Source organism: Paenibacillus sp. S28 (genome assembly GCF_016624415.1).
Classification (GTDB): domain Bacteria; phylum Bacillota; class Bacilli; order Paenibacillales; family Paenibacillaceae; genus Paenibacillus_AQ; species Paenibacillus_AQ favisporus.
In genome coordinates this window covers 239377-254211 of record NZ_JACVTM010000001.1, presented here as the reverse complement: position 1 = coordinate 254211, position 14835 = coordinate 239377, and the positions used below count along the sequence as shown (strand labels likewise).

Here is a 14835-nt window from a genome sequence, read left to right as displayed (position 1 = left end):
ATCTACTCTTCTCTTCACCGCGTTTTCGTTCCGATTTGATTTTGACCATATTAACATCATTTTCGGCCAATGTAAACCGCATTATGCATGCTTTAACCGGAAAGGGTAGAGATTAAATAACCTCCAGGCCATCGTTATCCGGCAGCGGCGGATGCGGGGTGTGCGGCTCGGACTGATACCAGAAAGCGACGGAGGCGATATCGTCCTGCAGCGGCAAATAACGGCCGCCGGAACGCCAACCGAGCGCCTGGATCGTTACCTTCAAGTCCTGTTCAAACCGGATCGGGTCCATCACATGCCAGCGGTACATCCCGAATCGCTGCTGACTCCGGTACAGGCCGTCCGGTCTGATTTGCTGGTGAAAGCCCAAATAGGCAGTGGAAAACGCACCGTACTGTCCTTGTGGATGCTCAAAATTCCAGGCGCCGCCAAAATAGTCTTCGGTCCCGGTGCCGCAAATCGTCGGGAAATCGCGGTCGCCGTCCATATAGAACTTGATCTCGCCTTCTCCCCACCACCCCGTGTTGTTCACCTGCCAGGCGATGTACGTGCCGACGTACTGCCCCCTCCCCTTCACGCCATCCAGAAGCACATGGTCCTGCTTATACGGCAAGGGGTTGCTCCGGCGCCATTGGGCGTGAAAATAGGCCGCATCCTCCGGCACCTCGGTCAGCGTATAGGTGAACTGGTAATACAGTACGACGGGTTTGTCCATCCGGTTCTCTACTGTAACCCGGGCTTTCTTGCGAAACGGCATCACCCAATAGCTGTTCATCCCGCCAGCGGGATTGACCGCCACAGGCAGGGAGTTGACATTGCTCCGCTCGCACCATCCGTTGCAGAAGAAGTCGCCGACAGGCACTTCTATGGAAGGCTCCGGCTCATCATCCCAATAAAAGCGCAGAATCATATAACGCCAGCTGTCCGGAAAGCAGGTCAGCCAAATATGCTGAATGGCCCCGGGTCCGTCGATTTCTGCGGCGGTAAACACCTCACCCGGTTTGATCTCCACCGATGGCGATATTTTCCATCCCTGACCCAAATCCCGGCCGGCATTCGCTCCGGTTCCCTGGGTAGCCATTCCGCCTTTTCCTTTAGCACCTGTCACATTTTCCGCGCTGATCGATCTCGTCTGTGCAGAGGACATCCGGAATAGATTGCCGAGGCCCATGTTCAGCCCGTTAAAAGGTTCCATGCTCATCTCTCCTGTCATTGGTCAAATCGGATTTGCATTAAAGCGGTTACAAGTCATTCTACAGTCGTTTCCCCTCTTTATCGATGTTGGGACTTGTTATTTGTTATCCATTCTTGCTATTGTCAGAATAAAGAACCGCTGAGCCGCTGAAAGAGCGGAAACCCGGATAAGGGACCATTAAAGGAGGGAGCTGTCAAAGCGTATGGACCGGCAACAGCTGCTGCAAGCCTTGTCCCCCTACGTGCGAAGGGCGTGGCATCACAAAGTTGACCGTATGAAACTGGCGCCGCGGATCATTTTTGATTACGAACTGCTGTATGTTGAACAAGGCGAGCTCGACATCCGGATTGGCGGGGATTCACTGACTGTGTTTCCAGGCGACCTGCTGCTGTTCAAGCCCGGTATTGAGCATGAATTTGTCCGTTCCAGGGGACCCTGCTGGATGCCCCATATCCATTTCGACGCCCTGTATTATGAAGACTACGAGGAGGTACCGATCAACTTTAAACTGCGGGCGGAATGCAGCCAACAAGAGCTTTCGTGGCTCCGGCCGGATTGGCTGGGTTCCGTGCTGGAAATCCCCCATCTGATCCGGGTACAGAACCATGCGGAAATTCATCAGGAGCTGATGCGGCTCATCCACGCCTACGAGCGCCGGGATGCCGAATATCCGCTGCTTCAGAAATCGCTTGTGCTGGATATTCTGTATTTGGTCATCAAGGGCCTGAAGGCGGCAGGACATGGCCGGCTCTCGCTGCATCAGGCCGCGATGGAGCGGGCGGCGACCCACATTATGGAGCATTACGATACCGTCATCCGGCTGGAGGACTTGTCCAAAACAGCCTGCTTGAGCCTGTATCACTTCTCGCGCGTATTCAAGCAGACGTATGACGTGTCCCCGCACCAATTCCAGATCCGGTACCGGATGGAGCGGGCCAAGGAGCTGATGATGTACAGCCGGTTATCCCTGTCCGCGATCGCCGAGCAGGTTGGCTACAGCAATATTTACGCTTTCAGCAAAGCGTTTAAGTCCGCCTGCGGCATCTCTCCGAAAAAATACATGAGCACCCATGCCTCCATGGGTGCTCCGGAAATCCATCCTTAAGCCGCTGACGCGTAAACGCGCAGCGGCCTTTTTTTACTTTGCCGTTGCGGCAGCTTGAACCAGCTTGTCCAAAGTTCCGCTTCCGAGTTCTCCCAGCCTCCATACGGCCACATGGCTAATCCCGGCTTGGCGCAGCGTGTCGATCCAGGAAGTCAGCGTTGAACCGTCCGCATACCATACCGTATGTTTTACGTTCTTATCATCGGTGTACTGATAGTGCAGACTTCCGCTGGCCGCGTCCCGCTTGAGCTCCGAGCCGTTCGTGTACCGTATCTTTACGGCCTGCTGTTCGGTGATGGCAGTCACTTGATCCCCATGCCAGTCAAAGCCCCCGGCCGCAATCGCGATCGCTTTATCGCCCGGTACGGCTGTCATCCGCTTGGCCAGCTTTTTCAGAAAAGCTTTGTCCGCTTTGGGTCCTGGACCGCTGTGTGTACCGTACAGATTGTAGGCCATCATCACATATTCAGGCCCTTCGGGCAGCTTCAGCGTTTCGACGGGAGCCCTTGACTCCAGCACGATGCGGAGCGATTTCCCCTTGGCATGCATCCGCTCATACAATTCGCGGTAAAAAGCGGTCATATAACCCCAGTCCTTGTCCGGGATGCGCTCATAATCGATCTCCACCCCTTGAAACGAGTATTGATCGAGCAGGGCCTCAATCTCGGCGATATGCTTCTCCCGCGCTTCCTTCGTGGATACCAGCCGCGAGATCAGCTTCGAGTCTTTGGGGGACTCGCTGCCGTCCTGCCGCACGATATCGTTAACAAGGGTCAAGTTCAGCTCGCCGATGCCGGCAACCTCCGCCGTTTCCCGGATTTGCGGCAGCGCTTCTTGGAACGCCTTCGTAAAATAGGGCTGATCCGATTCGTCAAAATAAGCGGCAAAAGCCTGAACACGGCTCAGAGCCTTGCCCAGCTCCCCTGCATCCGCAAGCCCCGACTCCCACTGCCAATCCACCACCCATGCGGTGAGGTTCACAGGAGTTCTGGCCGGCGGAGCCGCCGCTTGCATCGCCGGCTGCCTCATCCAAATGCTGAAACCGACCCCTACGGCGACGATGACAAGCACCAAAGTCATCCATCCGGATTGAGCCACTTGCTTCATACCCATCTTCTCATTCCACCGCCATTTCGCCTTTGAAATTGCTCTTTCGTCAGAACGTATCGATAGCCCAATCGATCGTCGCGTCCATGGCATGCTCAACCTGCGCCGCGACTTTTTTCCAGCCGAGCAGCTTATTCGTATACCACACCGAGGTTTTTCCATCCGCCGCATTTTCCGTAGTCACCGTAACATCCTCAAAAATTCCGTCATAGATATCGTCCTTGGTGTTTTGCGGACTATAGGCTGATCCCAGTCCAACGGCACCGCCCTTCAGCGAAGGATCGACCGAGGCTTGGAGAACGGGCTGCCCGTCCACGATGACCTCCAGCCGATTTCCCGACACCTTCATTTGAATCTGCCGGGTACTTTTGATGTTGACGGGATATTCATCCTCGTCATCCGTATTGGCGCCGGCCTGCGCTTCTTCTGCGGAATATACCGTTGCCTTGTCAAAGGCGAGGTCCTCCGAAGACCACTTGACCGGATCCAGCTTTTGTGAACCCAAGGCAGTCACAGAGGATCCAGACAGCTTCTGCTCCACCTGGATATTGTTGCGGTCCAGCGTGACGCGTACGTACTGCTGACCATCTCCACGGTCCCTCAAGTAAAAAGACTGCTTGCCGACCACGTTGCCGGAAACCTTCGCGCTTAAGATGAAATCCTCAGGCGCCTGTTCTCCTTGATCCAGCAAAAGCTTGCCTTCCCCGGCAGGCGGTGACGTCAGAACGATCCGGTTATCCTTGAATTCGACGGCGCCTCCAGCCTGCTTCCACTGCCCCGATTGCTTCTCGTCCCCGGTCACGTACGTCATTTGCTGGCCGCTGTCCTTGCCGATTTTCATCAAAAGATGGTTGGTTGACCAGTAGGGCTCAGGCTGGACGCGGGTCAGGTTGTACACATCCTGTGACGGCCCGTTGAACGCATTGCCCTCCAGGTTAAAATGCATCTGGAACAGAGAACGAATATTGCGGTCATTTACATCCGTCACAAGCCGGTTCATGCTCCCGTACATCGCGTTGGCATGCATGATCATATAGACGCCGGGCACAAAGCCGAGCTTGTCGGTATAGACCGTATTCATCAGTTGATAATCCTTGCTGATCCGCGCCTGCATCGTATCCCGGTCCTCGAGCGGAATCATGTTTTCATCGCGGATAAAATCCATAAGGTAATGATTATAATGCTCGATGTCCTCTTTGCTGTCCAGCTTATTTTCGTCCTTGACGCCGATGTAGCCACCGTTTTTATCGAAAATATTGATGTAGGTCAAACGGTACCCGTTGGTCCCCATTTCCCAGTAACCGCTTTTCATCATGCTGCGGAGTTCCTTGGGCTGCACGAATTTATGATCCCCGTTCCCCATCTTGTTGGCATAGGTGAGGAAGGTCGCCTTATCATTGTATCTCTCCAGCAAAGGCTGGGCATAAAGACTGGAGTCGTTGCGCCCGTCCTCAAAGGACAAAAACAGCGCCTTGTCCGGCAGCGCCTTCCCCTTATGGTAGAAATCGAGGATGTCCTGCTGTGACACCGTGACATAACCTTGATCATGGAGGGTTTGCAGCTGGGCTTTGAGCTGGTCTTTATCGATCAGAAGCGGTGTTCCGGTTCGGCTGACCCCAAAGTAAGACAGCGCGACAAACCCGCTTCGATTATGCCACGTCGACTTGTCCGGTTCGGCGTAGCGGTCGGTTCTTGCGACGGCTTGGTAGATCAGAAAGATGACCATGATCACCAGGAAGAGCTGGATCCAGGTTTTGATCCACTTCCGCCGGTTTTTGCGCTTCACATCAAGCGCTTCGCTGCGTTTTCCTTTTTTCATCCTGCATCCTCATTTAAATTCCACGGTTCGCCGGGTTACAGCGGCACTTCCGTCTTCGTATTTTTTCGGTTTTTTCTTGCGGCCTTTTTATTTCTCGCCTCGACGTCCTGCGGCGTTTCCCTTGTCCCCCAGGTTGATTTCCAGAAGGTGAACCAGGCGACCGGCATTTGCCAGAGCAGCACCATTTCGTAGAAAAAGCAAAAGACGAAGCCGAATACCCACAGCTTGCTTTTACGGAACAAAAGATGGGCCAAGCTCATCAGCAGGGACATCAACAGAAGCCCCATCAAGAAGGTTCCCGGAAACACATGGTGGAATATGGGCACATACAGCAGGTTGTAGAGCACAATCAGCGGCGCAGCGATCGGAACGATGACACCGATGTAGAAAAAAAGAGCCATAAACGGTTCCTTGCGCCAAATAAATCCGGCCGCCCTAAGGGATTCCCGCAGCCAGGAACGCTTCCAGCGCATCTGCTGCTTCAGGAAGACATTCATCTCCGAAGGAACGATCGTAGAGCAAATCGCTTTATCCTGGTACGCCGTCCGGTGTGTCTTCAGGATAAAGTTGGTCATGCTGCGGTCGTCGCCGAACGTAGCGGGCTGTCCCAGAAACTTCTGGTTGAGCCAGGCGTCCGCATGCTTCAGCACAAGCCTCTTTTTATAACAGGATAACGGCCCGGACAGGCAGGTGACGCTGTCAAACCAGGACTCGGCCGCTTTCATAATACGGAACGCGATATAATAGCGCACGGTCTGGAGCTTCGTAATGGAGTTGGTATACTTGTTCTCCACGTCCGTCCGCCCGGCAACCCCGCCCATACGCTGATCTTGGAAGGGCTGCACCAAGTGCTTGATGGCGAGCGGATCGAGGAAGCTGTCCGAATCCACGAACACGACCAGATCATGCTTTGCCATCCGTACCCCTTGCACCAAGGCTTCCCGTTTCCCTCCGTTCTCAGGGAGGATATGCATCCGAAGCCGCTCTTTGGTTTGAAAGCGGTCGGCTTCCTGATGAAGCAGGTCGATCGTTTTTTGAATCTGCTCCGCGGAACTATCGGTAGAGCGGTCATCAACGACGATGACCTCCAGCTTGTCCACCGGGTAATCCTGATTGATGCAGCTGATAATCGTCCGATGGATCCACTTCTCTTCATTAAAGCACGGAATAATGATCGATACGCCCGGCGTAAAATCCGGATTGACCGGCACATCACGATATAGAGACCCGAACAAGTATCTCGTCAACAGAAATGCCGCGGCGATCAGGCTGTATAAATACAGCAGGAAATTGTACTTAAAATAAATGATGCTCTCCGCCCGAAGCAGCAGCACAAAAACGGCGGCAAGCAGCAGCAGGCCGCTGGCCGTATACACGGAGTACCCCCAGCGTTTGCGCTGAAAATATTCATGCAGCGGGTTGGTGAACTCAAAAGCAGCCATCGAAACGGCCTCTCTGCCGGTTCCGCGCTCAAAGGTCCGCACGACGACTCCTTCGATATCCACTTTGGATTCAAAACCTTCCGGCATCGTGCCTGCCGGAATTTCAAAGTGCATGGACACTTTGCTTCCCGGCTGGATGTGGTCCGTCGTGAAAGGCAGCTCGAGCAGGAGGCCAGTTGAAGAGACATCGACTGCCTTCGTTTTCAGTTTTCTCCGGTTCTTTCCTTTGCCCCAAGTCAGAAGCACGGGAAAATCCGCCTCGTAACGCAGGCTGAACTTCCGCATCCGTTCCAAATAATCTGAACTGAACTGGTCCGCATCGTTATCCCGCGAGCCTCTCCGGTCGACTGAACGGCGAATTTGTTCCGGGTCAGGAACGTTCGATAAGATCCGCCGATCCGAACGGGGTAAGGTCAGAACCTCATCGGTTTGTTTTTTCTTTCGTCTGAACACGGTTCTTATTTCTCCCATCTGCTCTCGTTACAGCCGCCAATAAATGTAACCCTGACGCTCGAACTCTGCTTTGTCATATATTCCCTTAACGTCCAGCAAGATCTTTACCGAGTCCTTTCTGAACATCCGATCCATATCCGCATAGCCCATGCCCGCAAAGCATTGATGCGGGACGGCCGTGACCAGCACATGCAGGTCCAGCAGTTCCTCCACTCGGGACAGCTCCAGACCGTATTCGGCATAAGCCGCTTTCGGGTCTACCAGCGGGTCGAGGATCCGGGGTTCAATACCGTAATCCTGAAGCTCTTTGATGATATCCACCACTTTGGAATTCCGGATATCGGCGCAGTCTTCCTTGTAAGCCAAGCCAAGAACGCCGACCTTCACGTCGCGCAGGTCCAGCCGCTGCCGGACGAGCAGCTTGATCAGCTGCTCGGCGACATATTTGCCCATCCCGTCGTTGATATGCCGTGCCGCCAGAATGATCCGTGAACGGATGCCGGTATCCTCCGCTTTGTACGTCAAGTAGTACGGATCGATTCCTATGCAGTGCCCGCCAACCAAACCGGGAACGAAGTTCAGGAAATTCCACTTTGTCCCTGCGGCACGCAGCACTTCCCGGGTATCGATGCCCATCTGGTGGAAGAGCATGGACAGTTCGTTCATAAAGGCGATGTTAATGTCCCGCTGGGCATTTTCAATAACCTTTGCCGCTTCGGCCACCTTGATGCTTTCCGCCCGGTATACGCCGGCATCGATGATCTGTTCGTACATGCCGGCAATGATCCCGAGCGATTCCTCATCCATTCCCGACACGATCTTGACGATATTGTCGAGCCGGTGAACCTCATCACCTGGATTGATCCGCTCCGGCGAATATCCTACTTTAAAATCGGTTCCGCAGCGCAGGCCTGACTCCGCCTCCAGGATCGGAACGCAAATCTCTTCGGTGACGCCAGGATACACGGTCGATTCATAAACCACGACAGCTCCTTGGCGCAGCCTCCTGCCGACCATACGGCTCGCTTCTTCCACAAACCGTAAATCCGGCACGTTACCGCTCTGCACCGGGGTCGGTACGGCAATCACATAAAACATGGCTTCGCCAAGCCGGTCCGCGTCGGATGTATAATCCAAACCCGCAGACGCTGGGTCTGCGTCATCCACGGACGTCTGCACATCAGGAGAGGCTTCCTCCTGATGCCGGCTGACCTTGTCCGGGTTGACGTCAAAGCCGATTACCCGCATCTTTTTCGAGAACGCCTGTGCCAGGGGAAGGCCTACGTACCCGAGTCCAATGACCGCGACCGGGCTGTATGCATACAGCACTTCTTTAGTTGGTGTTGACATATTCCATCTCCATCTATCTTTCATTACCTGACAGATTCCCATCCTCAGAAATCCAGTCGGACAGTTTCACGAACGTGTATCCTTGTTTCCGCAAGTTTTGAATAATGCCCGGCAGTGCCTCTGCCGTGTGGGTATCGTCCAGCGAATGCAGCAGAATAATTCCGCCGCTGTGGCTTTGCTGGATGACCGAGTTCACGATCTGCGAAGCGGTGCGCTCCCGATTCCAATCATTCGGATCGATATCGAAATCGACAATATTCCGGTAACCGGCCGCCGCGATAATCCGGGCCGTGCGGTCGTCAATATCGCCGGTCGGCGGCCGGAACAGCATGGCCGGCTGCTGCTGGATCGCATCCGTAATGATCCGGTGCGCCTTGACCACTTCATCCTGCAGCTGCTTGACGCTGAGCTTGGTCAGGACCGGATGGCTGTAAGTATGATTTCCGACATCATGCCCTGCTTGCGCGATCGCCCGCGCCAGGTTCGGATTTTTCTCCACCCCGTCCGCACGCAAAAAAAACGTACCCTTCACGTGGTACTGGTCCAAAATGTCGAGCAGCTTCGTGATCGTTTCATCCGTGCCCCAGTCGTCGAAGGTAAGGGCGATTTCCTTCTTGGCGGTCTTGTGGCTGTACACGAGATTGTAATCCGCTTTGGCGTAATCCGCGTTATACTTCGCAGCCTGGTACCCTTGAACCGTGTCGGCCGGTTTACGTACGCCGCCTGTGGCGACCAGCTTGTCTAAAGTAACGAAATGATAACCGGCTGCCGAAGCTTCCGCAGCGATCAGTTCCACCGATTCATTCAAAGTCCGGTTCTCCGCCAGGTCAATCGCCACGATCCCACCGCGGTTGATGTATTTCCGGATATAGTTCTTTTTTTGCTGAGGGGTCTCCGCCTTCCAATTATGTAAAAACAGACTGTACGATATGACCGCCTGCTGTCCGCTCTGTGCCGCAGCCAGCCGGATATCCTCGCTGATCGCTCCCGTTTGCGTTCGGACGAACTTCGGAGTGACCCCCGTTTGTTTGCGGATGACATCGTCGGCCAAATGGATTTCCTTGTAGATTTGTCCGTAGTCCATCCGGCTCATGTCGACCGCATTCAGCGTATTGTTCTCGACCTCATGTCCCCGGGATAAAATTTGCCGGGCGATGTCCGGTTCCTCCGCGACCCGCATCCCCGGCAAAAAGAAGGTTGCTTTTATGCCTAAGGCATCCAGCTGATCAAGAAGCTTGTCCATCGTTTGGGCGTCTGCCATCCCGTTAAACGTTAAGGCAAGGTTCCGGCTGGTCGTGTATCCCAGAGAAACGGCTTGGCTCATCTCACCGGTATAACGCTGGACCGGCTTGTCAGCCTCAGCTGCTTTCGTGCCGCCGTCCGTATCGTCTCCCCCCATCCAAGAGCATCCTGACAGCATGTTTATTGCCAGAACCGCGAGCACCAGCCATCCGGCCGGTTTTCTAGGCGAGAAGTCTTTCATCACTTTCATAGATATCTCCTTTGACACACTCTTAAGTCCTACCAAAAGAATAACGTGTAAAGCCTATTCAACAAATGACAAAAAGATGTCAATTTTTCGACATTCATACTTTAATCCCAGGTCCCGGGCTGGATCGATTCGGACTGCCGGCATCTTCTCCATCGCGGAAATCCTTTGGAGTTCTCCGACTTTCGCTGCTCCAGCAGCAGTTTAACCCCTCTGATCAAATAACGGTAACGCAATTCGTCTTCATGACTAAGCTTACGCATTTCTGTAAAATAACGGTCGAGCATCCTAATAACCACTCCATTTATCTATGTGTATAGTACTAGGTTACTAGATTCAACTGTACAAATTCTGAACATGTCCATAGACCCGGTCTAAACCGTCGATTTTCGTCGTTTTGCTGGATTCGATAAACACAAAAAAAGTGCTGCTGGAAAGTTCATCAAGAACCTTCCTGCAGCACTGTTCCCATGCATTATTTCTGCCCTTTTTTCGCCTGCTCCTCCATGTAATTCCGCATTCGCTTCATATATTCCGGCGCATCCATCGGGTCGGCGGCGATCATTTCAATGATGCAGAGCTTTCCGGCCCGCTCCTGATCCGCTTGAGCGAACGCCTGCTCGAGTTCCCCGTTTGTCCGCACCGTCGCCGTAAACGCCTCTCCGCCGAAGGCTTCGGCCAGTTTCGTGTACGACCAGCGTGGAATCTGGTTGTAGCGCTGATTCTCCGTCTTCACGTTCAAGTATTTTTCGATGGTGTATCCGTCATTATTCAGAACGAAAATGATCGGCTTGCAGCCGTAATACAGCATCGAGCTGATCTCCTGCGCAGTCAGCTGCAGCGAGCCGTCCCCCGTAAACAGCAGCACCCTGCGGTCCGGGGCGGCAATGCAGGCACCATAGGCTGACGGCGTGGCATAGCCGATCGACTGCCAACCTCCCTGCGTAATATACGTGACGTTCCGGGGCAGCCGTACGTAAGCCATGCCGTTATAGAACGTTCCCGTCTCGGCGACGACGATGTCGCCTTCCTTCAGCATGCGCTGAATCCTTGGATAATAAGTCGAGGCGAGCAGCGGCGCTTCGGGTTCACCCGTAATTTGATCGTACGGAAACGCCCCCTTGCCGGCGGCGCCGCTGCCCTTATAACCGATCTTTTGCAGCTCAAGCAGCATGTCGGCAGCCAGCACATTCGGGAATTCAGCCCCTCCCACCTTAACCATCTTAGGTTGAATATCGACGGTAACAAGCGGATTCAATTTGGCGGTGTACGTGCCCGTATTGCTGTCCGCCCACACCATCCCGACCGCGATGACGCAGTCGGCTTGTTCCACCGCCGTTTGTACTTCAGACGAACCAAACGAGCCGCCGTATACCCCGATATAGTTGGGGTGTGACTCATCGAAAGCACCTTTACCGAACATCATCGTCGCCACCGGAATATTCATGGCATCTGCCAGCTGACGCACCGCCGTTTGAAGTCCGAAACGCATCGCATTCACGTCAACCAGCAAAACCGGCTTGCGGGCCCGGTCAAGCAGCTGGCGCACCTGATCCGCCGCTGCTTTAAGAGTTGTCAGGTTGGATGACGGTTTTGGCGGTGTCGGTTCTCCCCTTCCCATAACAGGCTTTGAGACCAAGTCGTCGGCGATCACCAGATAGACCGGCTTTTTCTTCTCCTTGGCGATCCGGATAGCCGTCGGAATTTCGATCTCGGCATTCTCCGGCGTGACGACAGCCGTATAGGCCGTAATCGGCTCGTACACCTTGCGAAAGACGTCAAAATTGCCGTCCATCAAGGTGTGGTGCATCAGCTTATGCTCCTTCTGATCCTTGTCCGGAGGGGATCCGACGATATGAATCAGCGGAATATGCTCGCTGTTCGCCCCGGCGATCGCGTTGCAGGCACTGAGTTCACCGACGCCGAACGTCGTAATCAGCGCCGAAATGCCTTTGATCCTGGCATATGCGTCTGCCGCGTATCCCGAGTTCAATTCATTTCTTCCATTAATAAATTCAATGCCGTTATACTTCTCCAGCGTATCGAGCAGGGTAAAATTATAGTCTCCGGGCACGCCGAAAATTTCGGTGATTCCCTCAAGCTTTAAGCAGTCGAACAAATACTGGCCGAGACATTTCCCTGTGTTGCCAGACTTCTGATTGGTACTTCCCGTCGCCGTCATGTTACCCATTCTTCGCTCACTCCTTATCCATTTCTTGGGCTGTTTCTGTATAACATTACCCTTTCCGTGGACAGGTTATTCTACACGAGGATTCAAATCGCTCCCCAGAGTGGAACGTAAGGAAGTTCTGTCGTTGATGCTGATACTTTTTTCATTTACAAAAAAAAGACCTTGGCATATGTCGTATGCCTCGGTCTGCATTACAAGGTTGCAAATCCTCAGGTTATGCGTTGTTCTTCAGCGGGAGCCAGGCGAGCACGTCTTGAATTTTGGCGTCCCAATAGCCCCATTCATGGCTTCCCGGGCCCTCTTCGTATGTATAGTCCAGCCCCGACTGCTTGCACGCTTCACGGAACATAACGTTGTCCTCGTACAAAAAGTCTTCGGTGCCGCAGCATTGATACAGCATCGGTTTCGGTCCTTCCGACTTCCCGCACTGCTCCATCAGCCAGAACAAGTCTTCCTCGCGGTTTTTTTTCGGCTTGTCCCCGTAAATCAGCTTATAATCCGGGAAGCGGTCCGGATCTTCCGGGGCTCTCATACCGTTCATGGCACCTGACAACGAAGCGGCGGCCGCGAAGCTCTCCGGTTTGCTAAGCGCCCATTTAAACGCCCCGTAACCTCCCATGGACAGCCCTGCGACGAAATTGTCCTTCCTTTCCGCCGACAGCGGGAAGAAAGAGCGGGCAATGCTTGGCAGCTCCTCGCTGATGAACGTCCAGTATTTGTTTCCGTAGGCCATGTCCGTGTAGAAGCTGCGGTGCACCTGAGGCATAACGACCGCCAGTCCCGTCGATGCGACATAACGCTCGATCGACGTTCTGCGCAGCCAGATGGAATCGTCATCCGACAATCCGTGGAGCAGATACAGCGTCGGATGCTTGTCCGCAAATGTGTTATTCTGCATCCCGATCTGATGGCGGGTCTGCTGCGGAAGAATGACCGTCATGGAAGTACTGAGCTGCAGCACGTCCGAAAAAAAGTGACATTGAATCAAAGCCATGATATAAGTCCACCTCTCTATAATCGATCCATCGGATCGGCCGCCGTTTTCTTCCCGCCTGCTCCATTGCCTGCTGCAAGCGGGATCCGTGTGTTCGGCCTCCATCATTATTGTAACGCGTCATGGCAAAAAGTTCATGATGATTTTTGGGTGTAACGAAGGTCGGATCGAGGCTATCCATTGTGCATGCTGCCCGCCAAATTTGTCAGAAGCCGCATGCCGGTCCGAATCTGCTCCTCATTGACAAAGCTGTAGCTGAACCGTATCCAGGAGCGCATTTCGCGCTTTGGGTCAAACACCTTGCCCGGAACGAACGAAACCGCCTCTGCGGTGGCGCGCCGCCATAACATATCCACAGAGAGATGATCCGGGAGCTTCACCCACAGGTTGAGACCTCCTTCAGGCACAGTCCACTGCCAACCGGTGCCCCGGAGTGACTCGATCATCAGATCCCGCCGGATCTGAAGGGCAATCCGCAGCTTTTCCAGGTGATTCTGCATCCGCTCTGATCCGAAATAGTGCAGAAACAGCTTCTGATTGACGAGCGGCGAGCCGTTATCCGCAAGCGACTTCAAGGTTAACAGCGGCTGGATGACCGAGCTTCGGCCCACCACAGCACAGATCCGGAGACCCGGAGCTACGTATTTACTGAAGCTGCTCAAATAGACGACCCATCCCTCCGTGTCATAGGTAAACAGCGGTAACGACGGAGGCTCGCCGAAATAAATGTCGCGAAACGTGTCGTCCTCAACGAGCAGGCACTGATATTTCTCGGCTAAGGCGACCAGCTCTTTCCGCTGACCGGCAGGGACCGAATAGCCCGTTGGGTTGTGAAAAGTCGGATTCATATAGAAAAAGCGGGGCTTATGCCGCTTCATCATCTCCTCGACCTGGTCAAGGTCGTATCCGCCAGGCGAAATGTCGACGGGAAGAAACCGGGCCCCCTGAGCGCGAAAAATATCCAGTGCCGCGCTGTAAGTCGGACGCTCCACCATCACGGCGTCCAGCGGACGAATATAGAGCCGGGCCAGCAGATCAATAGCCTGCTGCGCACCGGATGTAATGATCAACTCGTCCGCCGATATACTCACCTTGAGCCTTCCCGTCATGTAATCGCCCAGAAAATCCCTTAGCTCGGCATCCCCCTGCAAATCGGAATAAGTGCCGATCATTTTCGGATAGCGGTCAAACACCTCTTTGACATATTGGGACAGATACAAATTGGGCAGCAGATTGGGATCAATCAGCGCCTGCGAAAATTGATAAATGGAAGGCACGCGCTGAATGTCGGACATCTCATTCTGATAGGTCCGGGCAGAAGCGAAGCTTTTTTCATATGTTGGCAGTCCCGTGATTTCATGCATCGGAGCAACATAATATCCCGATTTTTCCTTTACGTAAGCCTTCCCCTCTTCCTTCAGCAGCTGGTAGGCGCGAAAAACGGTGAGCCGATGAACCTGAAGCTCCTCGGCCAGCATCCGGATCGAAGGAAGCTTGTCATGGGCTGCAAGTTCTCCCCGCTGAATCCTGGCGACAATATGATCGTAGACCTGCCGGTACAGCAGCGGATGATCCTTCTGTGTCGTCTGCATTTTCATTTTCCCTCCGGACATCAAATGGGTTGTAGACTCATTGTACTATAAACCCGCGTCCATCTGTTCTGTTATCATGCATCTGTTCTGTAATCCTC

The 14835-nt window shown here is 53.8% G+C and carries 11 protein-coding genes and 1 other annotated feature (1 of these 12 only partly in view); of the genes, 1 reads left to right on the top strand and 10 read right to left on the bottom strand.

What is annotated here, in order from left to right; all coding sequences use genetic code 11:
* Positions 1-27, bottom strand: a binding site (T-box leader) (it extends 237 nt beyond the left edge of the window).
* 85 nt (positions 28-112) lie between these two features.
* Positions 113-1195, bottom strand: coding sequence for a glycoside hydrolase family 172 protein (locus tag IAE55_RS01140; protein WP_200630691.1), 1083 nt, complete (start codon positions 1193-1195; stop codon positions 113-115).
* A 202-nt stretch (positions 1196-1397) separates the two neighbouring features.
* Here IAE55_RS01140 and IAE55_RS01135 point away from each other — a divergent pair, with 202 nt between their 5' ends.
* A complete protein-coding gene (locus IAE55_RS01135; protein WP_200630690.1) occupies positions 1398-2300 on the top strand; it encodes a helix-turn-helix transcriptional regulator in 903 nt (300 codons plus the stop codon).
* 33 nt (positions 2301-2333) lie between these two features.
* Here the strand turns inward: IAE55_RS01135 and IAE55_RS01130 are convergent, their stop codons facing one another.
* From IAE55_RS01130 to IAE55_RS01090, 9 genes are all read right to left on the bottom strand, one after another.
* Positions 2334-3413 carry a glycosyl hydrolase family 18 protein gene (locus IAE55_RS01130; RefSeq protein ID WP_200630689.1) on the bottom strand — a complete coding sequence of 360 codons (1080 nt, stop codon included), beginning with the start codon at positions 3411-3413 and terminating at the stop codon, positions 2334-2336.
* 43 nt (positions 3414-3456) lie between these two features.
* Positions 3457-5226: a polysaccharide deacetylase family protein gene (locus IAE55_RS01125; RefSeq protein WP_200630688.1), complete on the bottom strand. Its 1770-nt coding sequence runs from the start codon at positions 5224-5226 to the stop codon at positions 3457-3459.
* A gap of 35 nt (positions 5227-5261) precedes the next feature.
* On the bottom strand, positions 5262-7139 hold the full coding sequence (locus tag IAE55_RS01120) for a glycosyltransferase family 2 protein (protein ID WP_200630687.1): 1878 nt from the start codon (positions 7137-7139) through the stop codon (positions 5262-5264).
* Between the two features lie 9 nt (positions 7140-7148).
* Positions 7149-8471, bottom strand: a complete 1323-nt coding sequence (locus IAE55_RS01115) for a nucleotide sugar dehydrogenase (RefSeq protein ID WP_234489220.1) — start codon at positions 8469-8471, stop codon at positions 7149-7151.
* 13 nt (positions 8472-8484) lie between these two features.
* Positions 8485-9963: a polysaccharide deacetylase family protein gene (locus tag IAE55_RS01110; protein WP_200630685.1), complete on the bottom strand. Its 1479-nt coding sequence runs from the start codon at positions 9961-9963 to the stop codon at positions 8485-8487.
* 101 nt (positions 9964-10064) lie between these two features.
* On the bottom strand, positions 10065-10247 hold the full coding sequence (locus tag IAE55_RS01105) for a hypothetical protein (protein WP_145157094.1): 183 nt from the start codon (positions 10245-10247) through the stop codon (positions 10065-10067).
* Positions 10248-10435: 188 nt separating this feature from the next.
* Positions 10436-12151, bottom strand: coding sequence for an alpha-keto acid decarboxylase family protein (locus IAE55_RS01100; protein WP_145157093.1), 1716 nt, complete (start codon positions 12149-12151; stop codon positions 10436-10438).
* 214 nt (positions 12152-12365) lie between these two features.
* Positions 12366-13145 carry an alpha/beta hydrolase gene (locus tag IAE55_RS01095; RefSeq protein ID WP_200630684.1) on the bottom strand — a complete coding sequence of 260 codons (780 nt, stop codon included), beginning with the start codon at positions 13143-13145 and terminating at the stop codon, positions 12366-12368.
* Positions 13146-13318: 173 nt separating this feature from the next.
* Complete coding sequence (locus IAE55_RS01090; RefSeq protein WP_200630683.1) at positions 13319-14743, bottom strand: aminotransferase-like domain-containing protein; 1425 nt, start codon at positions 14741-14743, stop codon at positions 13319-13321.
* Positions 14744-14835 lie beyond the last annotated feature (92 nt).